The organism is Edaphobacter bradus (assembly GCF_025685645.1).
Taxonomy (GTDB): domain Bacteria; phylum Acidobacteriota; class Terriglobia; order Terriglobales; family Acidobacteriaceae; genus Edaphobacter; species Edaphobacter bradus.
Genome location: NZ_JAGSYF010000002.1, coordinates 584,207 through 607,334, shown reverse-complemented (window position 1 = coordinate 607,334; position 23,128 = coordinate 584,207). Strand labels below are relative to the sequence as shown.

Sequence of the window (23,128 nt, the reverse complement as noted above, 5' to 3'; positions counted from 1 at the left end):
AAGAGGCCGCGATTGCTCGCGGCCTCTTGGTGTTGCTGAGTTGATGTTGGGTTAGACCTCTTTGACTCCGTCGACAAACGCCTTCAGCTTGCGTGAGCGGCTTGGGTGGCGCAGCTTGCGGAGGGCTTTGGCTTCGATCTGGCGGATGCGCTCGCGGGTGACCTGGAAGGACTGGCCTACCTCTTCGAGCGTGTGTTCGGAGCCGTCTTCGAGGCCGAAGCGCATCTTGATGACGCGCTCTTCGCGCGGCGTCAGGGTGCGGAGGACCTGCGAGGTGTACTCCTTGAGGTTGACGCTGATGACCGCGTCGGACGGCGAGACGGCCATGCGGTCTTCGATGAAGTCTCCGAGGTGCGAGTCTTCCTCTTCTCCGATGGGGGTCTCGAGCGAGATGGGCTCCTGCGCGATCTTGAGGACCTTGCGGACCTTCGCGACGGGGATGTCCATGCGGCGGGCGATCTCTTCCGAGGACGCTTCGCGGCCAAGCTCCTGCACGAGCTGACGCGACGTGCGGATGAGCTTGTTGATGGTCTCGATCATGTGGACCGGGATACGGATGGTGCGGGCCTGGTCCGCGATGGCGCGGGTGATGGCCTGCCGGATCCACCAGGTGGCGTAGGTCGAGAACTTGTAGCCGCGACGGTACTCGAACTTGTCGACCGCCTTCATGAGGCCGATGTTGCCCTCCTGAATCAGGTCGAGGAACTGCAGGCCGCGGTTGGTGTACTTCTTCGCGATGGAGACGACGAGGCGAAGGTTGGCCTCGATGAGCTCGCGCTTGGCGCGCTCGGCGTCCATGTCGCCCTGGATCATCTCGCGCTGGGTGCGCTTGAGGTCGGCGATGGTGATTCCGGCGTCCTGCTCGAGTCGCTCGAGGTCGGTGCGGCAGTTCTTCTGCTGGCGCTTGTACTCCTTGCGCAGCTCTTCGGACTTGGAGGCCTCGAACTTGGTCTCGAGGGTCTTGATCTGGCGCTCGAGGGTTCGCATGGAGTCGACGGTCTTGTTGACCTTGTCGAGCAGGCGCTTCTTCTCGGCGTTGGTGTACTTGAGCTCGCGGACGATGCGGTTGATGTAGACGTGCTCGCGGCCGATGAGCCAGCGCAGCTTGCGCGTCTCCTTCGCCTTGGCCTTGGCGTCCTTGCCGGGGACGGCGGCGAGCTTCTCCTCGAGCATGTGAATCTTCTTCTGGTGCTTGAGAAGGACGTCGATGCGGCCCACGGTGGCCTTGACGCGCGCCTGCAGGATCTCTTCGGTCAGCTCCTCCTCGTCGAAGGTGACGACCTCTTTGATGTTGCGGACGCCGCGGCGCAGGTCTTCGCCCAGCCCCACGATCTCGCGGATGACGATCGGCGAGCGGGAGATGGCCTTCATGACGCGCATCTGGCCGCGCTCGATGCGCTTGGCGATCTCGACCTCGCCCTCGCGGGTGAGCAGCGGGACGGTTCCCATCTCGCGCAGATACATGCGGACGGGGTCGTTGGTCTTCTCAAGGGTTCCGGGCGAGAGGTCGAGCTCAACGTCCTCAGACTCTTCGCCGGCCTCGGGTTCGTACTTCTCCCGGTCGGCGTACTTGTCGCCCGAGAGGACGTCGATCCCCTGGGTGTTAATGGTGGTGAGAAGGTCGTCGAGATCGTCGGGGGTGGTGATATCGCCCGGCAGCAGGTCGTTGACCTCGCCGTAGGTCAGATAACCCTTTTCCTTCCCGGTCTCAATGATCTTGTCTATGTCTTCTTCGTACTTGTCGATTTCTTCAGCCACGGCAGTGCGCGCTCCTGCAAAAGATTCTTTTCATGGGATGCCCGCCTGAGTGTCCACAGTAGTATCCGGGCGGACGAATCCCTGGGTTGTTGCGGTAATGGGCAGGGAGCAAGTTGCGGTTGGAACCGCGTTGGCAAGCCCGATGACCTATCGGAGGTCAGGGCATTCGAAGGCACACGTCCCCAGCGAATCACAGGATACCACACTATTTAGACGTTTTCTGAAGCAAAAAGATTCGGCGGGGGTGTACGAAGCGGTTCGCCGCGGGCTCCTCCCTGATGGCTCGGGCAGCGGCGAAGGTGGATGTCCGTGCCGTTGGAGCCGTAATCGTGCCCGCAGTGGCTGCAGCGAAGGTGGTAGATGGTCTGACCAGGGAAGCTCTCGGAGGGAAAGCCCGTCCGGGAGATGACGATCTGGCCGTGTTTGTTGCGGTATCCGGGGTCGGTGGTCTTGTAACGGGTCATTTTTCAGGGGAATTGATGCGAGTCGCGGCTAAAAACATGCACAAAATAAATGGCTTAGATGGAGTGATGCTGTAAGCAAGGATCAAGCTAATTGATTTTAGTTTAGTGGCGGCAGGTGGTGTTGTTTGCCTTCGCGATCCCGAGGAAGCTAATGCTCTTAGGGGCCAGAACAACCCTTCCGTGCCCCTCGGCTCCATAAGTAAGCGCTGGCAGATTCACCGCTCAAGTACGAGCACAGTCGGTCCCACACCGTGTGATCCGCTTGACAGGGCACCCGGCTCAGGGAGGAGAATTGGCCCCTCTCCTGCCGAAGGACTGTTCTCGCAACAGCACGCCCCAAAGAAGTCCGACGGGAGTTCGGCCCAACTCAATCTGATCGAAGTCTTGTGGAGTCTCGGCTTGTGCTCCGGCATTGCAGGAACACAAGTAAAGACCATAGCTCCGTCGTCCTTTCCGGTTCAAAACCAGGAGGTGCATATGACTAAGAAATTCGTCGTGGTATTCATCGCCGTTTCGGTTTTGCTCGGTGTGGCACCCTATGTTCTTGTGCCGCCAGCCTGGGCGAAATCGACAAGAAGCTCTTGGGAGCAAGCGAATCCCATGAACAAGGCACGCGCATTTTTTGTGGCAACGGAACTCAAGGATGGCAATATCCTCGTGGCCGGCGGCTTCGACGGAACTAGCAATCCTTCCTTCTTCGCCGATAGCGAGATTTACGACAGACACACAGGTTCCTGGAAGCTGGCCGCCGCCATGCATGTGGCCCGCGCCGCGCATGTCGCCGTGAGGCTTGAAGACGGCCGTGTGCTGGTTATTGGCGGTTACACTGTAGGCTTCAATCCCCTTAGCAGCGCCGAGATCTACGACCCCTCCACCAATATGTGGTCGTTAACAGGCTCGATGAATGACGCGCGTGCCGAGGACTTCACAGCAGAGTTGCTGCCGGGTCACAAGGTCCTGGTTGCTGGTGGCTTCGGTAAGTCAGGTGTACTTAAGTCCGCCGAAATCTACGGTGAAGCCAGCGGAACCTGGACGCGCACATCCAGCATGAACGTTGAGCGCGCCGAGTTCGCGACCGTCGTGCTCCGTGGTGAAGGTCGTGATGAAGGCAATGATGGTGATGACAATCGCCGTATCCTGGTCATTGGCGGTTACACAAACGCCGGCCCCATACCGACCGCAACTGCCGAGATCTTCGATTCAGCTACCGAGATGTGGACACTGACAGGAAGCATGAACATTGGCCGTGCGGACGAGGCAGCGGTGCGTCTCCGTGACGGCCGAATCCTGGTCGCTGGAGCTGCGGTGGACTCAGTGCCGGATGCGACCGCCGCTGCAGAGATCTTCGACCCAGATACCGGACAGTGGGCTACGACCGCGAGCATGACATCTCCGCGCGATGAGGTCGAGTTTGCCGGGGTTCTTCTACCGGACGGCCGGGTGCTCGTGCCGGGCGGCTTCACGGCTCTGGATACGCCCGTGTCCAGCGCTGACCTCTATGACCCAAAGTCACGGACCTGGACACAGGCCGGCTCAATGAGTGTTTCCCGCGGTGGTCACGCCGTCTTGGTCCTACGCGGCGATCGAGGAGTGTTGGTAATGGGAGGGCTAAACAGCCCGCCCGCGGCAACCGCCAGTGTAGATATTTTCCACGAAGGAGAAGATGAATAAACAACCTTGTTGTCGTAGGGGTGTGTGGGCAGCGCCGCTCGACCGCATTGGATTCGTCTTGGCCCTTTTCGATCTTTCCCGTCGCCGCAGGATCAAAAATGCGCCGCAAGGATACGCGACCAGCGCTTGTCCCAGCGATGCTGATCCGAGAGGTGATGTGACAGGAGAAGTTTGCTGTAAGTTGCTGAAAAGGATGGAGCCGATGAGCAGGAGACGGACCGGTGCCCAGGTTCGGTCATTAATTTCTGGGACAGGAGACTAGACGGTCTCTTCGGGCGGCTCGAAGGTGGGAGTAGTGCGCCGCAGACGAGCAAGTAGTGCAGCGGGGCGCAAGGATTGCGGGTAGCTGAGCATGCTGGCGAAGAAGCCCTCGAAGGTGTCGTGCGCAATCTTAAGCGATTCGGGCAGGACGTAGACGGTCATGATCAACTCAGACACAAGCAGGGAGCCCGCCGCCCCATAGAGGCCGTAGCGTTTCGCCATCAGATAGGTGAGCACGACGGTGATGCTGGTGGCGACGAGGTAGCGTGCCGCCAGCCTCTGGTGCTGGTTGATGGCCGAGACCAGCGTGGAGCTCGTGGACCAGAGCGCGTAGAAAACGACGACAAGCAGAAGCACGCTGAGGAGCGTCCGGCTGGGCGGGACGTGACCACCGGTCCAACGGTGGAGGAACCATGGTCCGGCGAGGAGCATCGCCGCGACGACGATGACGGCGATGATGAGCGCCATCTGGCAGGCGAGACGGTGAAGCCTGCGGATGAGAGGAATATCGTTGGCGCCGAAGGCGTTCGACATCTCGGGCCAGAAGGTGGCATTGACCATCTGGACCATCTGCAGGGCGACGCGCGAGACGGTCCGGGCGGTGCCGAAGATAACGACCGAGGTGGGGCCAAGCGCGTACCCCACGGCCAGCAGGGTTCCCTGCAGGTTGAGGGCGTTGCCGATGGGGAAGGCCATGAAGGCGAGTGCGGGAGCAGCGAGGCGACGAATCTCGGCGAAGCTCGCGTGGGACCACCCGAAGCGTATCCAGGGGATATCTCGACGGACCATCAGGCAAAGGACAAAGGTGAAGGCTCCATTGGCCAGCGCAAACACGAGGGCGGTGATGCGCGCTCCACCACCAAGGCATACGGGAACCAGCATGATAGTGAAGGCTGCCAATGAGGCGCAGCTCTTGATGAACGAGCCGTAGGGGTAGCGTCCGATGCAGCGGTAGGCCGACTGCAGCAGCGTCTCGAGCTGCGCCAGCAGAACGGAGCAGCCTAAGTAGAAGATGATCCACTTGGTGTCTGTGGAGCCGATCGTGTGCAGTTTCAGGTACTTCGCCGCGGGAAGGAAATAGACCGCGATGCCGAGCAGAAGCATGCAAAGCGAGCAAATGACGGTGATGAGCCACCAACAGCTCTGGAAGACGCGTAGAGCACCCTCGCGGTCGTCGCGAGCCGTCATCATGCTCATCTCGTTGCCGGCGACGCTGCCGAAGCCGACGCTGCTGACGCCGAGATACGTCGGGACGGCGCTCACGATCAGCCACTCGCCATAGAGAGGCACGCTCCAGAAGTGCAGAAAGACGGGAACCTGCACCAGTTGAACGATGGTGTATGCGAGCTTGCTGATCCAGTTGGAGAGAAAGCCGAGGGCGAGACGGCGCTTGGTACCTTTGTCGATGGCCGTATCCTCCGCAGTTTTCGCTTGCCTAAGCCGCGTCCACTCACGGCGTCTGGTCAGCTGACTAAGGCGATTGTAACAAGCCGGGATGACAGCACTGTGAGCGGATCACGAACTCGGGCGGCTAGAGTTCGCGGAGTCTGCGGTCGAGTGCGAGGCGCTCGTTCATGAGGCGCGTGACCATCTCCTGGTCGCCGCGGCGGTCGGCTTCGGCGATGGAGGTGCGGATGTTGCGCTGGCGGCTCTCGATGTGGCGGCGCTCGAGTGTGTGCAGGGCGTTGGCGACGAGCTGCGCGATGGAGTGGTTGGCAGAGCCAGGGTCGTCGCTGTGCATCAAGGCGCGAGCCAGCAGGGCGCGGGTCTCCTGGTCGGGGGCGGCGTCGAGAGGATTGGGCGGAACGGGCGCATTGGCCAGGGCTTCGAGCAGCGGAGCCGCGGGCATGCCCTCGAACCAGTCGGAGTGCTGGGAGAGCTGGTCGGCCGCGAGCGTGCGCGCGGGGTCGCTCTCGGGGAGCACGAGCGCGCGGAGCAGGACGCGCTCGGTCTCGCTGGCGGGGTCGGTGGAGTGTGAGCGGACACTCTCGACGCGCTGCGCGGCGGCCTGCTTCAGCTCCTGGCGAAGGATCACGGAGTCGATGCCGAGCTTCTGCGCGGCGTCGGCGGCGAACTCGTCGCGCTGGATGCGGTTGGGCATGCGGCGGATGTGCGGGAGGAGGAAGTTCATCGCCTTCACCTTGGCCTCGGCGGTGCGGCCGGGGAACTGCTGGCGGGCGCGGTCGATGAGGTAGTCGGCGTGGCGCTTGGCTGTCCGCAGCGCCGCCATGTAGGCCTGCACCCCCTGTTCGCGGATGAAGCGGTCGGGGTCGAGGCCGTCTTCGAGCGCGACGACCTTGACCTCGAAGTCCTCTTCGGTGAGCAGGGCGATGGACTTCTCGGCGGCGTTGGCGCCTGCGGTGTCGGGATCAAAGTTGACCAGGACGCGCTTGGTGAAGCGGCTGAGCAGCCGCACCTGCATCTCGGTGAAGGCCGTGCCCGAGGTGGCGACGACATTGCGGATTCCCGCCATGTAGACGGAGATGCAGTCCATCTGCCCTTCGACGAGAAGCGCAAAGTCGTTGGAGCGGATGTCTGCCTTGGCCTTGTCGAGATTGAAGAGCACCTGGCCCTTGGAGTAGAGCGGGGTCTCGGGCGAGTTCATGTACTTGGGCAGAGGGCGGCCCTTGTCGTCGACGGCATCGAGAGCGCGCGCGGTGAAGGCGATGGTCCGGCCCTGCTCGTTCGCGATGGGGAAGGTGATGCGCTTGCGGAACTTCGCGTACATCTGCCCCTGCGATCCGTCGGCCTGCTCCTTGGCGGCGAAGAGCCCGCTGGCTCGCATCGTCTCTTCGTTGAAGTGGGGCTTCAGCCGCTCGCGCATATCGTTGTAGTCGTCGGGCGCGTAGCCGATGCGGAACTTCGCGATGGTCTCGGCGGTGACGCCACGGCCGCTGAGGTACTCACGGGCGCGGGCGGCCTCGGGGCTCTTGAGCTGCGCCTCGAAGTACTGCGTCGCCGCTTCGTGGATGTCGAGGAGCTGCTTACGGAGTCCGGCCTCGCGCGCCTCTTCGGGCGAGGAGAACTCGCGCTTCGGAAGTGGAATCCCCATCTTGGTCGCGACGGAACGCACGGCCTCGGGGAAGCTGACGTGCTCCATCTTCATGACGAAGGTGAAGACGTCGCCCTTCTCGTGGCAGCCGAAGCAGTAGAAGTAGCCGTGGGCGGCGTTGACCGAGAAGGAGCCGGTCTTCTCCTTGTGAAAGGGACAGAGGCCGGTGTGGTTCTGCGCGCCGGTCTTGCGCAGCTTCACGTACTCGCCGATGATGCGCACGATATCGGCCTGCTGCTTGACGAGTTGAGAGAAGTTATCGGACACCGGAGAACAAACTCAGTAAAGTATGAGTGTAGTAGATGCGTCCTGGCCCAGGCTGCCCTGGTGGGAATGAAGCGGAGAGGTTGCCTGGCCAATGCGACTTTTGTTGCAGAGGGTTAGCGGGATTTTCCTTGTCCGCGAAAACTTCCCTACCGAAGATGGGTCTGTATGTGCGTGGTCAACCTGGGCGGGCTGTACGCGGCTCGCTCCAAAATCTGGCAGCGCCTTTCCTTTTGGCGCTGCTCTCCTCCCCGAGGTAAAGGAATGCGATCTCTCAAATCAATTCAGAAAATTGCAGTAGTGACTGTGGCAGCGGCGACGCTGGCGTTTGTCCCAGCGGCTTCCTTTGCGGCCGTCGATGTTTCGATTGGCGTCTCGGTGGGCACGCCTCCGCCGGTACTGCCTGTCTACACGCAACCTCTCAACCCTGGCCCGGGTTATATCTGGACGCCTGGCTACTGGGCGTACGGTCCTGATGGCTATTACTGGGTTCCCGGCGTGTGGGTTCTGGCTCCCGTCGGCATGCTGTGGACGCCGCCTTACTGGGGGTGGGACGACGGGTCGTATTTCTTCCACCCCGGCTACTGGGGTCCGCATATCGGCTTCTACGGCGGCGTGAACTACGGCTTCGGCTATGGCGGCGAAGGCTATGAGGGCGGCTACTGGAACCACGGCGTCTTCAACTACAACCGCACGGTGAACAACATTAACGTCAACCAGGTGACGAACGTCTACAACAAGACCGTCATCGTCAACAACTACAACCGCGTGAGCTACAACGGCGGACAGGGCGGTCTTCAGGCTCGCCCGAACGAGCATGAGAGGGCCGCGGTTCGCGAGCAGCACTTCCAGCCGACGTCGAACCAGATGGCCCATGAGCAGGCGATGCGCGCGGATCGCGGACAACTCGCGTCGGCGAACGGAGGACGTCCCCAAACGATGGCGATGCGTACGGTGAATGAGCGCAGCGCGAACCAGCAACAGCGTTTTGACCGGCAGCCGCAGACGAACCAGCCGCAGCAGCGTGCTGACCGGCAGCCACAGGTGAACCAGCAGGTGCAACATGCTGATCGGCAACCGCAGATGAGCCAGCCGATGCAGCGCGTTGACCGGCAGCCGCAGATGAGCCAGCCGCAGCAGCGTGTTGACCGTCAGCCGCAGATGAACCAGCCGCAGCAGCGTGTTGACCGTCAGCCGCAGATGAGCCAGCCGATGCAGCGTGTTGACCGTCAGCCACAGATGAGCCAGCCGATGCAGCGTGTTGACCGTCAGCCACAGATGAGCCAGCCGATGCAGCGTGTTGACCGGCAGCCGCAGATGAGCCAGCCGATGCAGCGTGTTGACCGTCAGCCACAGATGAGCCAGCCGATGCAGCATGTTGACCGGCAGCCACAGATGAACCAGCAGGTCAGTCACGAAAACCAGAACGATCACCAAAGGCGGTAAGAGTGCTGTCCTGACTTTGCTTCGCAAGAGCGCAAGGCGGCCGTACAGAGTCTCTGTCGGCCGCTTTGCTTTTGGCGCATTTCCCAGCTCGCGGTCAGTGAGGCGCAGGCGGGTCCTACAATAGCCCTGAGTGCTCCACGTGGAACAATCCGACCGCCTCGTTGTTGTGCTGGTTCGTGCGCGGAATCCGAACAATATCGGTGCGGTGGCGCGGGCCATGCATGACTTCGGCTTCCGGCACCTGCGCGTGGTGAACGATTACACGGTCCCGCTGGAGACGGCGCGCTCGGCGGTGGATGCCTCGGCGGTGGTGGCGAACGCAAGCAAATGGGACAGTGTTGCGAGCGCGGTTGCCGACTGCACGCTAGTGGTTGGCACGTCGGCGGTCGGCGAGCGGGCGCTGGAGCATCCGCTGCATGCGCTGCCTGAGGCAGCAGAGGCGATCGGCGCTGAGCTTTCCAGCGAGAGTGGGCGCGTGGCTCTGCTCTTTGGCTCGGAGAAGACAGGGCTCAGCAATGAGGAGCTGAGCCATTGCCACTGGCTGCTGACGATTCCGATGGAGCAGCATGAAGGGATTCGTCATCCATCGATGAACCTGGGGCAGGCCGTCGCGGTGTGCCTGTACGAGCTTGTGCGGAGTCCTGGTGAGCACGGGGCGAAGGGAGTCTCTCGCGCGGCCGAGGCAGGAGAGGTCGAGCGGCTGCTTGCGTCGTTTACGGAGATGCTGGAGGCGACCGGCTACACGCGGCGTCATCCAGCGAACTGTGACGAGGCGCAGATCAGGCGGCTGGTTCTGCGCATGGGACTGGCGGCGAGCGATGTGCCGGTGTGGATGGGGATTGTGAGGCAGGTGTTATGGAAGGCGCGCGGCGGATGACCTGCAGTGCGCGTTGCCGTCCAATGCAGTGGTGGTTGTAGACTGGCGAGGCTTGCACAATCTCAACAAGAGAGAATCGGTTTGGAGGGTTGAAGGGATGTCTTTGGTTCGAGGTCTGACGACGGCGACCGCCGTGGTACTGGGATTGGGTTTGACGGTTGCAGCCGCGGCGCAGGGCCGCCAGCTCACCATGGCCGACTATGCGCAGGCCGAGAAGTTCATGAACTACAACGTGAACCCACTGGTCTTTCACGGCGTCGAGCATCCGGCGTGGATCTCGGCTGGCCGCTTCTGGTATCGCGATCTCGGTCCGGAGGGAATCACCTATGTGATGGTCGATGCGGCGAAGGCGACGAAGAGCGCGGCCTTCGATCATGCGAAGCTTGCCGCCGCGTTGACGGCCGCAGGTGCGCGTGGGGAGAAGGACCCGCATCATCTCGTCCTTGCCGATCTCGACGTGAATGGCGAGGTTGTTCTGGTCTCCGCCGGGGCGAAGCAGTATCGCTGCGACCTGAGCGGCGAGGGGAAGTGCGCGGCGACGTCGGTAACCCCTGTAGCGCGTCCGGCATTCGGCCGTGCGCGCGCCGAGGCGATCGTCTCGCCGGACGGCACGAAGAGCGCGTTCCTTCGCAACTACAATCTGTGGGTGCGGGACCTTGCGAGCGGGAAAGAGACGCAGCTCACGACGGACGGCGTGAAGGACTTTGGCTACGCGACCGACAATGCAGGCTGGCAGCGGAGCGACAATCCCATCCTCGTCTGGTCGCCCGACTCCAAGAAGATTGCGACCTTTCAGCAGGACCAGCGCAAGGACGGCGAGATGTATCTGGTACCGGTCACGAACGGTCATCCGCAGCTGCAGGCGTGGAAGTATCCGCTGGTCGGCGACACGAACGTGACGATGATCGAGCGCGTGATTCTCGACGTGGGCTCGGCGAAGGTCATCCGCCTGAAGATAGAGCCGGACCAGCACCGCTCGACGATCTGCGATGACATCAGCTGCAATGGCGGCGGAGGATGGGACGACGTGCAGTGGAGCGACGACAGCGCGCACCTCGCCTTCGTCTCCACCTCGCGCGACCATAAGCAGGAGTGGTTCCGCGTGGCCGACGCTGCGAGCGGTGATGTGCGCGACGTCTACACCGAGACGGCGCCGAAATTTTTTGAAAGCGGCAACGACAAGGTCAACTGGAAGTATCTGCCGAAGTCGAACGAGTTTCTGTGGTTCAGCGAGAAGGACGGCTGGGGACAGATGTATCTCTACGACCTTACGACGGGCAGGCTCAAGAACCAGATCACGCACGGCGAGGGCAACGTCACGCAGGTCCTGTACGCCGATGATGATTCGCGCAAGCTGTATTTCCTTGCCGTGGGCAAGGAGGCGGGGCGCGATCCGTACTTCGCGCACTACTACAGCATCAACTTCGACGGCGGCGGGATGACGCTGCTGACGCCGGAGAACGCCGATCACGTTGTGACCGCATCGCCCGATGGCCGCTACTTTGTCGATGCGGCATCGACGCCGACGCAGCCGGAGACGACGGTAGTCCGCGACAGCACGGGCAAGGTCGTGGTCGAGGTTGCGAAGCAGGACATCTCGAAGCTGGTAGCGACAGGCTGGGTTCCGCCGACGCCGATTACGGTGAAGGCGCGCGACGGCAAGACGGACCTGTACGGATTCCTCTTCAAGCCGACGAACTTCGACGCATCGAAGAAGTATCCCATCGTGAACCACGTCTATCCCGGGCCGCAGACGGGCTCCTGCGGTGGGCGGAACTTTGCGGCGGCGCATGGAGACATGCAGTCGCTGGCGGAGCTCGGCTTCGTGGTTGTCTGCATCGATGGCATGGGGACGCCGTGGCGCTCCAAGACATTCCACGAGTTCTATTACGGCAACCTCGGCGACAATACGATTCCCGACCAGGTGGCGGGGATGAAGCAGCTGGCCGCGAAGTATCCGTGGATTGATCTGGATCGCTCGGGAATCTACGGGCACTCCGGCGGAGGCAACGCGACGGCGGCGGCGATGTTCAAGTATCCGGACTTCTTCAAGGTCGGCATCGCGGAGAGCGGCAATCACGATCAGCGCGACTACGAGGACGACTGGGCGGAGAAGTGGGCCGGGCTGCTGGTGAGGTTCCCGGACGGAACGACGAACTACGACAGCCAGGCGAACCAGTACTTTGCCAAGAACCTCAAAGGCCATCTGCTGCTGGCGCACGGGACGATGGACAACAACGTTCCGGTGAACAACACGTTGCTGGTGGTGGATGCGCTCATCAAGGCCAACAAGGACTTCGATCTGTTGCTGATTCCCAATGTCGCGCACGGCTATGCCGAAGCTTCGCAGTATATGGCGCGGCGGCGGTGGGACTACTTCGTCCGCAACCTCGCGGGTGATACTCCGCCGCGCGAGTACCAGTTGAAGCCATGGGCCGAGGCTCAGGAGGCGCTCCATCACGCGGGCGGCCCGGGCGACGAAGATCAGTAACGGCGATCAAGCCTGAAGCATGGCGAGGACGTCGTCGTGCTTCAGGCCGCGTTGGCGCAGCGTGTGGATGGCGAGCGCGCCGTGCCGCTTGGCCAGCCGCGTGCCGTGTTCATCGACCAGCAACCGCGTGTGGAAGTACGCAACAGCAGGGAGTGAGAGGGCGCGCTGCAGCAGTATCTGGCGCGCGGTGGACTTCAGCAGGTCGGCTCCGCGCACGACTTCGGTGATCCGCATTGCGGCGTCGTCGACGACGCAGGCTAGCTGGTAGCTGGGCAGGCCGTCCTTTCGCCAGACAAGGAAGTCGCCGAAGTCTTTGCCTGTGGTCAACTGCTGCGCTCCCATGTTGCCGTCGATGAAGCGAATTGCCTCGCCATCAGGGACGCGGAACCGGTAGTTCATCCCTGACTGCAAGGTTCGTGGCGCGTTGCTGGTTGGACGGCATTTGCCGGTGTAGACCGGTTCGTCGTCGGTGTCTTCGTGCGGTGCCTGCATCATCTGGGCGAGCTCGCGGCGACTACAGGTGCATGGGTATGCGTGGCCGGTTGCGAGCAGTTTTTCGAAGGCCTCGCGGTAGAGTGCGAGGCGCTGGGACTGCACGATCATCGGCGGAGTCCACTCGATGCCTAGCCAGGCTAGGTCTTCGAGCATGGCATCGACGAATTCTTGTTTCGAGCGCTGCGGGTCGAGGTCCTCGTTGCGTAGTAGCAGAGTGCCGTTGTGCCCTCGCGCTCGAAAGTCCGCAGTCCAGAAGGTCGCAGCATGGCCGAGATGCAGCAGGCCGGTCGGTGATGGGGCCAGACGGCCGACGTAAGAGGTTCTCACGAAGAGATAATACTGTTGAAGGAAGTTGGATTCTTCACCTCTAAAATACGAAAACACAATGAGTGATACTCAGATCGAAATCTTGCAGCAAGAAATGTGCCGACGCTATCAGACGGGCTACGTTGGCGCCTTCAATGAACAAATGTCGGGTTTCGCGACCGCAACGGGTGGCCTTCTCCCGATAAATGGACTAAGACATCCATTAGCCGGCGGAACCACGGGATGGTACATCTGGTGCGGTGAGGAGTTCTCTAGCCGAAGAGATTTCTTCCAACCCATCCACACCAAGCATATTTACGAGAAATATCCTTCAATTGCTCCACTGCTTGGACTACCACCGGGCTACCGATTCCTTCAGGCGGGCGACTATATCGATGTATGGTTCGATCCTCTTCTGTTGAGTGTGTAGCATTATTTGCTTTACATGTAATCCACACCGTACTGCACGGGGATTTGGGTGAAGGCGATGCGGGTTGGGGCGCTTTCGCGCGCGGGCAGCATTCCGGCGAAGTGCAGCGTGGTGTGGCCGTACTTGAGGTTCAGCTTGTCCATGGTGGCGGAGAGCTGGGTGCGGTTGTTGGGGTCGGGGAAGAGTTCGTCCTGGTGCTCGTTCTCCGGGATGAGGTCGCGCAGCGTGACGCCGACGAAGAATGGCTTCTGGAAGGCCTCGCCCTGCGGCCTTCGCGCCCAGATACCGCGCAGCACTTCGAGCAGGGTCAGGGTGTCCTGGCACTCGCGGAAGCGCGCCTCCATACCCCAGCCGGAGTGCTTGATTCCGCTGAAGTGCCGCTTTGACTTCATCTGCTCGGCCTGCTGCCTGGTGAGTTGATACCGGATCGTCACGGCCATGGAGCCGGTGTAGAACTTCTCCATGCGGAGGCGCATGGCGGCCTTGTGGAGCAGCTTGTTGGCAACGGCCCACGCACCCGCGTCGGTGCGGAACTCCGGCGCCATGATGTGCGAGTGGCCGAGCGACTTCTGGATTCCGCTTGGCACGGGAGCGCCGTCGTCGCCGGTGTCGTCGCCGCGCAGCCAGTGGAAGAGCCGGTCGCCCCACACGCTGTCCCAGAGCTTGTGCATGCCGTTGCGGTCGAGCGCGAGAAGCTGCTCCATCGTGGTGATGCCCTTGTTGTTCAGCCGTACCTCGGTCCGTGCGCCGACTCCGGGCAGGTCGCGAAGCTCCAGATGAGCAATTGCCCTTGGCAATTGCGATGGTAGAAGTCCGATGAGGCCGTCGGGCTTCTGCATGTCGCTGGCGATCTTGGCGAGGTAGCGGTTGGGGGCCATGCCGATGGAGCAGCGGAGGGCTTCGCCTACGTTTTTGTAGATGGACTGCTTGATGTCAAGGGCGATGCGGCGCGCGCGCGGAGGCTCCTGCTCGCGGCCCATGAGCTCGCAGACCATCTCGTCGATGGAGGGCGTGTGGGCGACGGGGCAGCAGAGCTCCACGGCCTCGGCGATGGCTTTGGAGTATTTGGCGTACTCGGTGTGGTTGCCCTCGATGAGCACGATCTCGGGGCAGCGTTGTTTTGCTTCGCCGACCTGTGTGCCGGTCTTGATGCCGAGTGCTTTGGCCTCGTAGCTGGCGGCGATGCAGCAGGTGGTGTCGGCCATGGTGGGGACGACGGCGACGGGACGGTTGCGGTACTCCGGGTGCAACTGCTGCTCGACCGAGGCGAAGAAGCTGTTGAGGTCGATGTGGAGGAAGCCGAACCTGTCGGGTTGGGGGGCGCCAGACATGAACCTAGCCGGATTATATTCGCCCTTTGTTTGCCAGCCAAGGTATGTGCCCCCTCCCCCTGTTTTTGTGCAAAGTCTTCTAAACAGATACTTTAGGTCCGGACTTGTTGTGCAATCCGATTGCCAGACTGCGGGAATCAGGGAAATCCGATGTAAGTGGTGTGCAAAGTCTTCTAAAGACGGTTGTTAGTTGCTGGTTGCGGGTTGTTAGTTGAAGAAAAAAAGCCCGGTTTTTGGCCGGGCTTTTTGCTTCTGTTTCTATTTTAGCAAGTTGAGAGACCTGCTCTGCCACGGCGATGTGCTTTGGTTTGTGGAGTTTGAGTGGATTGGGGGCTTGACAGGGGCTTTTGCTGGCGTTTTCGAGGGATAAGCCGCGATGAATTGGGTACCCCTCGGGTCAGTGGCCGTGTCTTGAATGGGGCATCCGATAACTTTGTGGCTCTGCCGGCGAAATGCGGGGATTCTTCCCGTTCGACTTCCCATTCGACTTCGCTCAGGGCAGGCTGCTCAGGGCAGGCTGCTGTGCTCAGAATGACCGGGGTTGGGACTCTTGGGCGCCGTGTGATTCTGGATCTGGGATGGTTTAGGGATTAAGGTTTGCCTTCGGCAGAGCGGAGCCCACTCATCGCGCGAAAGGCTGCGCGATGAATGGGGCACCCGGCTGGAGAGGCACAGCGCGGTGGCGGGGGATGATCGGACTTTTCGGTTTTATCAGATGGATATGGGGTTGTTGCGGGTTTGAGGGCAACGATCAACGGAGTCGACTTCTGAGGACTAACCCATGTCGATTAGGCGCTACGACGTGCGATCCTCCCAGTCTACCCACTCGACTGGATGGGTGATGAGATAGGCGCTCACCGCTTCGTCAAGGGTCGCGAAAAAGGTCTGTTCGCCGAAGCGCGTGTATAGCCCGAAACGTTTCAGCTTGTCTTTCACCGGGTCCTTCATCTCAGCGAAACACAACTCGATGCCGTTGGCGTGCAGGGTGTCGTGGAGTTCGCAGACAGCATCGGCTGCGGTGACGTCGACGCTGGTGACCGGCTCCGCCGCGACAACGAGCCAGCTGGCCGGCGTCGGTGAGCTGGCAACGGCATCCAGGACTCGTTCCTGGAAAAGCTGGGCGTTCGCGAAGAAGAGCGGGGCATCCCAACGGAACAACACGAGCCCCGGGATCAACCGTGCCTCTGGATACCGGGTGATGTCGTGATAGCCCTTGACACGATCGACGCGGCCGAGCACGGCCGAATGCGGGCGCCAGCCGTCCCAGAGGAACTCAATCACGGCAATTACGATCGCCACCGCAATGCCCGGAATGGCGCCAAGAACGGCGACACCGGCGAAGCAGGCCATTGAAAGCCAGAACTCCCAGCGCTGGATGCGATAGATGCGGCGCAAATCGGACACTTCGACCAGGCCGATGGCCGAGGCGATGACGACAGCGGCCAGGGCGGTGTGCGGTAGATCCTGGAGCAGCTCGGGCGCGAGTACCAGTAGCAACGCGATCGCGAGCGCGCCAACGACCCCCGTAAGCTGGGTCCTGGCGCCCGCCGCCTCGGCTACCGGTGTGCGCGAGGAGCTGCTGCTGATGGGGAATCCCTGAAAGAAGGCCGCGGCGAGGTTGGAGACGCCGAGGCCCACCATCTCCTGGTTCGGGTCGACGGGCGTATGCAGACGCGCCGCATAGGTTCGAGAAAGCACGCTAGTGTCCGCGAATGAGACGAGGGCGACCGCGATGCCGCCCATGATGATCGGTACCATGTCGTCGACTGGTACAAGTGGAAGGCGTGGCGAGGGCAATCCCCGCGGTAGCGGACCGAGCACGGACACGCCGGCACGTACTGCGAGGTGGAAGGCCGCGACCACCACAGTAGCAGCGACGACGGCGATCAGGATGCCAGGGACGCGTGGCCAGCGCTTCAGTAGCAGTATGATGGCGAGCGTGCTGGCGCCGATGGCCAAGGCCGCGACGTTCGTGCTGCCTGCGAGCACCTTATTGACGATTTCCCAAGTTTGGCGAATGGGTCCGTGTGCACTGACAGAGAAGCCGAAGAGCTTCGGGACCTGGCTTAGCAGTACCGTCAGCGCGATGCCGTTCATGTAGCCGTAGCGGATCGGCTTCGAGAGCAGTTCGGTGACGAAACCCAGACGCGCAAGGCCCGCGGCGACGCACACAACGCCTGAGACGATTGCCATCATTCCGGCCAGCGGGACTGCACGTTGCGGGTCGCCCGCCGAAAGTGGCGCCACGACTGTCAGGATCACGGCGGCGAGCGAGGAGTCAGGTCCCAGAACGAGGATGCGGCTCGGACCGAACAGGGCGTACGCGAGTAGCGGCACAATAGTCGCATAGAGGCCGTTGATACCCGGTAACCCGGATGCCTCGGCGTACGCAACACCGACTGGCACGAGCATGGTCGTCATGACGAGGCCAGCGACAAGGTCGTGCCGCAGCCAGGACGACTGATATCGACGCAGAGTGTTCAACCCGGGGAGCCAGCGTATCCAGCCTAGATTCGCCAGCATTGCATGGCGGGCGATACGGCCCGGTTCTGTGGTGTCGGAAGAGAGCGGGTCAGTCATGGCCGCGCAGGTCAAGTGCCGAGAAGAGACGCTCTTTCAGGAATCAGGTCTCATCCATTCTAAGTTCTAAATATTCTCACCCTACAGTGTTTAGGAGCAAGGGCCTATAGTGCGATGAATGGGGCACCCGGCTGGCCCAGGTGCCGCATAGGGCGTCGCGCAGCAGGGTCCAGCTCAGGGAAGCTTGTCGAAAAAGAGATAAAGGGCGGCGATTCGGCCGTCGCGGGCAATGATGAAATCAGTCCCGGCGTAACCTGGCGCCTCACCAGGGCGGCCTGATACCCATGGGACCCGTCCGCCATTGCCCACTTCCTCGGGCTCGGCGATTGGCTGATATCGAAAGTCAGGGTGAGTCGCCTTGATGGCGCCAGCGATGCGATCGATCTCGTCGCGGCCACGGTAGACTCCCTTGCTGGGGTCGTAGAACACGGAATCTTCGGTGTAGAGCTCGTCGATGGCCGCGCGCCGGCGCGCGGGGTCATTTTCACCGAAGACTTCCTGAAGATTGCGGGTCAGCAAGGTCGATATGCTGTGTGACATGGATTGTGTCCTCCTGGGATCGAGTAGGCGCGATATCTCGATCCGGAACGGCTCTGTTACAGATGAGGCGGGTCAGACTGCGGTTTCAGATTTGTGGCCGGGTTTCGATTTCGGATTTGCCTTCGGCAGAGTGCAGCCCACTCATCGCGCGAAAGGCTGCGCGATGAATGGGGCACCCGGCCAATGTGAGCAGGCAGCAGTTCCCGACCTACGATGTCGTGCTATGCTGGCCGCGTTATGCGCCTTTTATTCGTTCTGCTCTTTGTTCTGCTTGCCCCGAACTTATCGGGCCAAGCCAATCTGTCCAGCGGCTCCGCTTCGTCTGTCTCGGACAATGCAGCATTGACAGAGATGTACACCGTCGATCAAAAAGCGCGGGAAGGAGATCATATTGACTGGGGCAAGTTGTCGAAAGACGACGCGCAACGAAGAAAAGACGTACAGCACCTACTGGCGGCTGGTGAGGTACGGACAGGGAATGACTATTACCATGCTGCGATGATCTTCCAGCACGGCCAGAATCCCGACGATTACTTATTGGCTCACGTGCTCGCCATGGACGCCGTTGCGCAGGGCAGCAAAGAGGCCCGGTGGCTTTCCGCAGCTACGCTAGATCGGTATCTGCTCTCTATCTGGCAGCCACAGGTCTTCGGCACACAGTTCCACGGCGGGTATGGCTTTGGGCCAATGACACACGACAGGATTAATCCCGAGATTGTTAGCGACTCTATGAGAGCCGCCACCTGTGTGGTGTCATCTGCACAGCAGCAGAAGACGCTTGAAACGGCCAACCACGGTGGCAGCTTCGGTAGTACGCAATTGAAGGAGCAATGTAAGTAGGTTTGCTGTCTTTCGCGATGGCGTTGATAGGAGCGACCGGGATAAGAGGGGGAAAGCTTTGAGGGTGGGGGCGCGGTGCGATTGGAATTTGTGGTGGGGGAGATTTCGGATTTGCCTTCAGCAGACGGAGCCCACTCATGTCGCCATGAAGCTGCGCCATGAATGGGGCACCCGATCTTAGATATGGGCCACCCAGCCCAGGATGGGAAAATGTCAGGATCGGCATCGCGCAAAAGCGCTACCCAAGTTTATTGCGGCAGTCCCACGCGGCGCACAAGGTCTTGAAAGCGTGGGTCAGAGCGGAGGGAATCAACCCTCAGATCAGCCTTTAGGAAGTAAGGAATGTCTGGCGATCTCTCTTGATAGGCCTTTTCCAGATATTCGAACGCCTTGTTTTTGTCACCCAGTCCAGCGTAGATCGTTCCAATCATGTAGGGCGAGACATAGCTAGTCTTCGACTTTTGTATGAATTCTCGAAGTATCTTTTCCGCATTAGCCCTTTGGCTTGTCGCTGCATAAGCGTGTGCCAATCCGGCGCTCGGGTCTGTGTCGCCCTGCGATAACTCGACCGCCTTCTGATATTCAGGAATGGCTTCCGGCAGCTGACCTGACCCCTCGTAACCGACGGCAAAAAAGTAATGCCTTGACCAATTCTCCGGACTCAATGGCACGGACCGTCGGCCAATCTCAACCATCGCCTTGTAATCACGCAAATGATAGTAGATCACTGACTCGATGTTGGGAGCCCAAGCGGGACTGAGTTCGCGCACTTTTGCGACCTCAGCCAGCGCCTCAGCGCGTCTGCCACTCCAGCCCAGGTAGACTGCGAGATTAGCATGACCATCTCCGTAGTTGGGGTTTAGCTCAAGCGCGTAATTGAACTCTCTTTCGGCAGTTGGCCAGTCCCACTCATACCGCCAACTCAGCCAACCAAGTGTGGTATGGGCCTCGCCCAGTGTTGCATCTAGTCGCAACGCTTTGTTAAGTGCCTCCTTGGCGGGCCGATAGGCATCCTGGGGAGGCACCCAGCGAAAATCACCTAGGCTCTGATAGCAGTCTGCTAGCCCTACGTAAGCCAGTGCAAAGCCCGAGTCTTGCTGGATGGCCTCTTCAAAGTAACGCTGCGCATCCTTGATTGTATGTGGCGTCGAAAAGCTTGTAGTCTCCTGAAAACGTCCTTTTAGATAGGCTTCATAGGCCGCCGCATTCACTTGCCGAGCGGTACCGAGTCTGGCCTGCTGTTGACGGGTCAACTGCACGCGAACCCGTTGCGCTATGTCCTGGGCGACCTCACTCTGCAACTTCAGGACATCCCCAAGGTCACGTTCATAAGTCTCTGCCCACATGTGCTGGTCCGTGGGCGCATGGATCAACTGCGCCGTTATTCGTACCCGATTGCCTGAACGCATTACTGATCCTTCTACTATGGCGTCGACATTCAGTTCCTTCGCAATTTCTGGCAAAGTCTTGTGCGCCCCCTTGTACTGCATAGCAGAGGTGCGGGAAATCACCCGCAAGGAACCGATCTTGGACAAGTCGGTGATGAGTGCATCTGTCATGCCATCAGCGAAATATTCCTGCTCGGGATCATGTGAGAGGTTTTCAAGCGGCAGAACGGCTATGGAGTTGATTCGCGTCCCAGGGCGCGCAATATAGAATCGTGCTCCTAACGCCAGCAAAAGAATGATCGCCGCAATGCTGACAGCAGCTGCCACCAAACGGACATACGACAACTTCGAAGCTGCAGCCGGCCTGGCTTCCACTTCTGGCTTTACAGATCCTGTGTCGCGCTTCAGCCGCTGCAAATCCGTTTGAATATCAGTAGCGTGCTGATACCGCAGATCACGGTCCTTCTCCAAAGCTTTGGAAATGATCTCTTCCAGCTTAGGCGGCAGATCGGGGTTCAGCCGCATCGGAGGAGGGGGAGCCCGGTTGAGAATGGCTTCAAAAATCACTCCCGTGCTCTCGCCACGAAATGGCAGAATGCCAGTTGCCATCTCGTACAGCACCACGCCGAAGCTGAACAGGTCGGTGCGGGTGTCCAGTTCCTTTCCCCGCACTTGCTCCGGCGACATATAAGCTACCGTCCCCAGCGTGCTGGCAGGACTGGTCAAATACTCTTCGTTCGCCGTTGCCGCTGTGGCTCCGACTGCTGCAGGTTCGGATTTACGCTGGACGACTTTGGCTAGTCCGAAGTCCAGCATCTTTACTTGTCCACGTTCAGTAACGAATATGTTGGCGGGTTTGATGTCGCGATGAACGATGCCTTTTTTGTGGGCGGCGTCGAGCGCATCGGCGATCTGGATGCCGATATCGAGCAAGCTCTCGGTGTCCAGCGGGTGTCCAGTGATCCGGTGCTTGAGGGTCTGCCCTTCCAAAAACTCCATGACGATGAACGGCTGACCTTCGTGCTTGCCGATCTCATGGATTGTGCAGATGTTCGGATGATTCAGTGCCGAGGCAGCACGTGCTTCACGGCGGAAGCGTTCCAGAGCACTCGGATCCTTGGCAACCTCAGCGGGGAGGAACTTGAGGGCAACGAACCGGCCGAGTTCTGTGTCTTCGGCCTTGTACACCACTCCCATCCCACCGCCGCCCAACTTCTCGACGATGCGGTAATGCGAGATGGCGCTGCCGATGAGTTGGGGAGGGGTGGCCATTGTGCGGAAATGTTAGGTCGGAACTTGGAAGCGGTCAAACAGGACCCGGCTGGGGTGGCCCGCCCTTCCACTCTCAACCAGCCACAAAAGTTCGGGTGCCCCATCCTTCGCGTTTTTTGCGAAGGGTGGGAAGGTACACTGCTCGCACAGCTATGCCAACCGGCCTGAGACGCCACAGCATATCAGACAGATACACTTCATCACTTTTAGTTATTACAGGCGTCAACCCTTCCTCGAAGCCAGCGCTGCGAAAGACGCCGTGCAAGAGGTCCTCGAGGGGACCCGCAAGCGGACAGTCACAGAACAAGTAGTCCGCCACCGACGTTATGCCGGGGTTTTCTGAATAGTTCTTGTGGCGATCGAAGGGCGCTGTCGAGAAACAGGCCCTTCGAGTTTAATTTTCGGCCACGTTGACGCAAAGCGAGATTTACGCAGTGGTGGTTTCTGCCTTCAGTTTTTCGGCGACATCGTGGGCTATGAGGGCGTCGATGGTGGGTTGGAGCATGCCTTCCATGACCATGTTGAGCTGGTGGGTGGTGAGGCCGATGCGGTGGTCGGTGACGCGGTTCTGCGGGAAGTTGTAGGTGCGGATCTTCTCCGAGCGGTCGCCGGAGCCTACCTGCTGCTTGCGGTCCTTCGCCTGCTCCTGGTGGATGCGCTCCTCTTCGACTTCGTAGAGGCGGGCGCGGAGGACGCGCATGGCCTTCTCGCGGTTCTTGATCTGCGACTTCTCGTCCTGGCAGCTTACGACCGTGTTGGTGGGGATGTGGGTGATGCGGACGGCGGAGTAGGTCGTGTTGACGGACTGGCCTCCGGGGCCGGAGGAGCAGAAGGTGTCGACGCGGAGGTCCTTGGCTTCGATCTTGATGTCGACCTCTTCGGCCTCGGGGAGCACCGCGACGGTGATGGCCGACGTGTGGACGCGGCCCTGCGTCTCGGTCGCCGGGACTCGCTGCACGCGGTGCACGCCGGACTCGTACTTCATCTGCGAGTAGACCTTGTCGCCCTCGAAGATGGCTGTGACCTCCTTCATTCCGCCGCCGATTCCGGTCTCGGAGGTGGAGAGGACTTCGACCTTCCACCTGTGCTGCTCGGCGAAGCGGAGGTACATGCGGAACATCTCGGAGACGAAGATGGCGGCCTCGTCGCCGCCGGTTCCGGCGCGAAGCTCGATGATGATGTTCTTGTCGTCGTTGGGGTCCTTGGGGAGGAGCATGACCTTGAGCTCCTCTTCGACCTCGGCGAGGCGCGGCTCGAGGGTGAGGAGCTCGGTCTGGGCCATCTCCTTGATGTCGGGATCGGAGTCGGCGAGCATTGTGCGCGCGTCGGCGATACCCTGCTGGATGGCGCGGTACTCGCGGAGCTTCTCGACGGTAGGCTCGAGGTCGCGGTGCGCCTTGGCGGTGGCGGAGAACTTCTTCTGGTCGGTGACGAGCGTGGGGTCGGCGAGCTGGCGGCCGAGGTCTTCGTAACGGGCTTCGAGTTGGTCGAGGCGGTCGAACATGATTTTTCCTTGTAAGGCAGGGAGTAGTGAATAGGGAATAGGGAGTAGAAAGCGTGAGGGCGCAGCTAGGCAAAGTCGTGACGGGTGGGGGCCACGCGGGAGGAAGACACCGGGTTTGCGGATGCGCGCATCACTCTTATTTGATGTTACTCCTGTTG

Annotated in this window: 16 protein-coding genes; 6 read left to right on the top strand and 10 right to left on the bottom strand. The window is 60.7% G+C overall.

Annotated elements, in window-relative coordinates; all coding sequences use genetic code 11:
- Nucleotides 1-51 precede the first annotated feature (51 nt).
- Nucleotides 52-1,758, bottom strand: coding sequence for an RNA polymerase sigma factor RpoD (gene rpoD / locus OHL16_RS08560; RefSeq protein ID WP_263366694.1), 1,707 nt, complete (start codon nucleotides 1,756-1,758; stop codon nucleotides 52-54).
- 209 nt (nucleotides 1,759-1,967) lie between these two features.
- Entirely contained in the window at nucleotides 1,968-2,222 is a 255-nt protein-coding gene (locus tag OHL16_RS08555; RefSeq protein ID WP_263366693.1) for a hypothetical protein, read from the bottom strand.
- 477 nt (nucleotides 2,223-2,699) lie between these two features.
- Here OHL16_RS08555 and OHL16_RS08550 point away from each other — a divergent pair, with 477 nt between their 5' ends.
- The gene (locus OHL16_RS08550; protein ID WP_263366692.1) at nucleotides 2,700-3,893 is read left to right on the top strand and encodes a Kelch repeat-containing protein; all 1,194 of its coding nucleotides are present in this window, start codon (nucleotides 2,700-2,702) and stop codon (nucleotides 3,891-3,893) included.
- A 258-nt stretch (nucleotides 3,894-4,151) separates the two neighbouring features.
- On the opposite strand, the gene OHL16_RS08545 is transcribed toward OHL16_RS08550, so the two are convergent.
- Nucleotides 4,152-5,477: a lipopolysaccharide biosynthesis protein gene (locus tag OHL16_RS08545; RefSeq protein ID WP_263366691.1), complete on the bottom strand. Its 1,326-nt coding sequence runs from the start codon at nucleotides 5,475-5,477 to the stop codon at nucleotides 4,152-4,154.
- A gap of 208 nt (nucleotides 5,478-5,685) precedes the next feature.
- Nucleotides 5,686-7,473: a DNA primase gene (dnaG, locus tag OHL16_RS08540; protein ID WP_263366690.1), complete on the bottom strand. Its 1,788-nt coding sequence runs from the start codon at nucleotides 7,471-7,473 to the stop codon at nucleotides 5,686-5,688.
- A gap of 261 nt (nucleotides 7,474-7,734) precedes the next feature.
- On the opposite strand from dnaG, the gene OHL16_RS08535 reads away from it, so the two are divergent.
- From OHL16_RS08535 to OHL16_RS08525, 3 genes are all read left to right on the top strand, one after another.
- A complete protein-coding gene (locus OHL16_RS08535; protein ID WP_263366689.1) occupies nucleotides 7,735-8,916 on the top strand; it encodes a YXWGXW repeat-containing protein in 1,182 nt (393 codons plus the stop codon).
- A gap of 139 nt (nucleotides 8,917-9,055) precedes the next feature.
- Nucleotides 9,056-9,793 (top strand): RNA methyltransferase, encoded by a 738-nt coding sequence (locus tag OHL16_RS08530; RefSeq protein WP_263366688.1) that lies wholly within the window; start codon nucleotides 9,056-9,058, stop codon nucleotides 9,791-9,793.
- Between the two features lie 97 nt (nucleotides 9,794-9,890).
- Nucleotides 9,891-12,284 carry a S9 family peptidase gene (locus tag OHL16_RS08525; protein WP_263366687.1) on the top strand — a complete coding sequence of 798 codons (2,394 nt, stop codon included), beginning with the start codon at nucleotides 9,891-9,893 and terminating at the stop codon, nucleotides 12,282-12,284.
- A gap of 6 nt (nucleotides 12,285-12,290) precedes the next feature.
- Here OHL16_RS08525 and gluQRS read toward each other — a convergent pair whose 3' ends face one another.
- Complete coding sequence (gluQRS, locus tag OHL16_RS08520) at nucleotides 12,291-13,106, bottom strand: tRNA glutamyl-Q(34) synthetase GluQRS (RefSeq protein WP_263366686.1); 816 nt, start codon at nucleotides 13,104-13,106, stop codon at nucleotides 12,291-12,293.
- Between the two features lie 58 nt (nucleotides 13,107-13,164).
- Between gluQRS and OHL16_RS08515 the strand changes: the two genes are divergently transcribed.
- The gene (locus OHL16_RS08515; protein ID WP_263366685.1) at nucleotides 13,165-13,515 is read left to right on the top strand and encodes an immunity protein Imm33 domain-containing protein; all 351 of its coding nucleotides are present in this window, start codon (nucleotides 13,165-13,167) and stop codon (nucleotides 13,513-13,515) included.
- Nucleotides 13,516-13,526: 11 nt separating this feature from the next.
- Here OHL16_RS08515 and OHL16_RS08510 read toward each other — a convergent pair whose 3' ends face one another.
- The 3 genes from OHL16_RS08510 to OHL16_RS08500 form a co-directional block, all read right to left on the bottom strand.
- On the bottom strand, nucleotides 13,527-14,846 hold the full coding sequence (locus tag OHL16_RS08510; protein ID WP_263366684.1) for a Y-family DNA polymerase: 1,320 nt from the start codon (nucleotides 14,844-14,846) through the stop codon (nucleotides 13,527-13,529).
- Nucleotides 14,847-15,641: 795 nt separating this feature from the next.
- A complete protein-coding gene (locus OHL16_RS08505) occupies nucleotides 15,642-17,369 on the bottom strand; it encodes a SulP family inorganic anion transporter (RefSeq protein WP_263367435.1) in 1,728 nt (575 codons plus the stop codon).
- A gap of 231 nt (nucleotides 17,370-17,600) precedes the next feature.
- Entirely contained in the window at nucleotides 17,601-17,966 is a 366-nt protein-coding gene (locus OHL16_RS08500) for a nuclear transport factor 2 family protein (RefSeq protein WP_263366683.1), read from the bottom strand.
- 237 nt (nucleotides 17,967-18,203) lie between these two features.
- Here OHL16_RS08500 and OHL16_RS08495 point away from each other — a divergent pair, with 237 nt between their 5' ends.
- The gene (locus OHL16_RS08495) at nucleotides 18,204-18,806 is read left to right on the top strand and encodes a hypothetical protein (protein WP_263366682.1); all 603 of its coding nucleotides are present in this window, start codon (nucleotides 18,204-18,206) and stop codon (nucleotides 18,804-18,806) included.
- A gap of 248 nt (nucleotides 18,807-19,054) precedes the next feature.
- Here the strand turns inward: OHL16_RS08495 and OHL16_RS08490 are convergent, their stop codons facing one another.
- Together OHL16_RS08490 and prfA are read right to left on the bottom strand one after the other, a co-directional pair.
- Entirely contained in the window at nucleotides 19,055-21,466 is a 2,412-nt protein-coding gene (locus OHL16_RS08490; RefSeq protein WP_263366681.1) for a protein kinase domain-containing protein, read from the bottom strand.
- A 427-nt stretch (nucleotides 21,467-21,893) separates the two neighbouring features.
- Complete coding sequence (prfA, locus tag OHL16_RS08485) at nucleotides 21,894-22,970, bottom strand: peptide chain release factor 1 (protein ID WP_263366680.1); 1,077 nt, start codon at nucleotides 22,968-22,970, stop codon at nucleotides 21,894-21,896.
- Between the last annotated feature and the right edge of the window lie 158 nt (nucleotides 22,971-23,128).

What these genes read in the sequence shown, in the direction of transcription:
- OHL16_RS08555 (WP_263366693.1), bottom strand. Translation starts at nt 2,222, where the DNA reads ATGACCCGTTACAAGACCACCGACCCCGGATACCGCAACAAACACGGC.
- OHL16_RS08550 (WP_263366692.1), top strand. Translation starts at nt 2,700, where the DNA reads ATGACTAAGAAATTCGTCGTGGTATTCATCGCCGTTTCGGTTTTGCTC.
- OHL16_RS08535 (WP_263366689.1), top strand. Translation starts at nt 7,735, where the DNA reads ATGCGATCTCTCAAATCAATTCAGAAAATTGCAGTAGTGACTGTGGCA.
- OHL16_RS08525 (WP_263366687.1), top strand. Translation starts at nt 9,891, where the DNA reads ATGTCTTTGGTTCGAGGTCTGACGACGGCGACCGCCGTGGTACTGGGA.
- OHL16_RS08515 (WP_263366685.1), top strand. Translation starts at nt 13,165, where the DNA reads ATGAGTGATACTCAGATCGAAATCTTGCAGCAAGAAATGTGCCGACGC.
- OHL16_RS08510 (WP_263366684.1), bottom strand. Translation starts at nt 14,846, where the DNA reads ATGTCTGGCGCCCCCCAACCCGACAGGTTCGGCTTCCTCCACATCGAC.
- OHL16_RS08505 (WP_263367435.1), bottom strand. Translation starts at nt 17,369, where the DNA reads ATGCTGGCGAATCTAGGCTGGATACGCTGGCTCCCCGGGTTGAACACT.
- OHL16_RS08500 (WP_263366683.1), bottom strand. Translation starts at nt 17,966, where the DNA reads ATGTCACACAGCATATCGACCTTGCTGACCCGCAATCTTCAGGAAGTC.
- OHL16_RS08495 (WP_263366682.1), top strand. Translation starts at nt 18,204, where the DNA reads ATGCGCCTTTTATTCGTTCTGCTCTTTGTTCTGCTTGCCCCGAACTTA.
- OHL16_RS08490 (WP_263366681.1), bottom strand. Translation starts at nt 21,466, where the DNA reads ATGGCCACCCCTCCCCAACTCATCGGCAGCGCCATCTCGCATTACCGC.
- prfA (WP_263366680.1), bottom strand. Translation starts at nt 22,970, where the DNA reads ATGTTCGACCGCCTCGACCAACTCGAAGCCCGTTACGAAGACCTCGGC.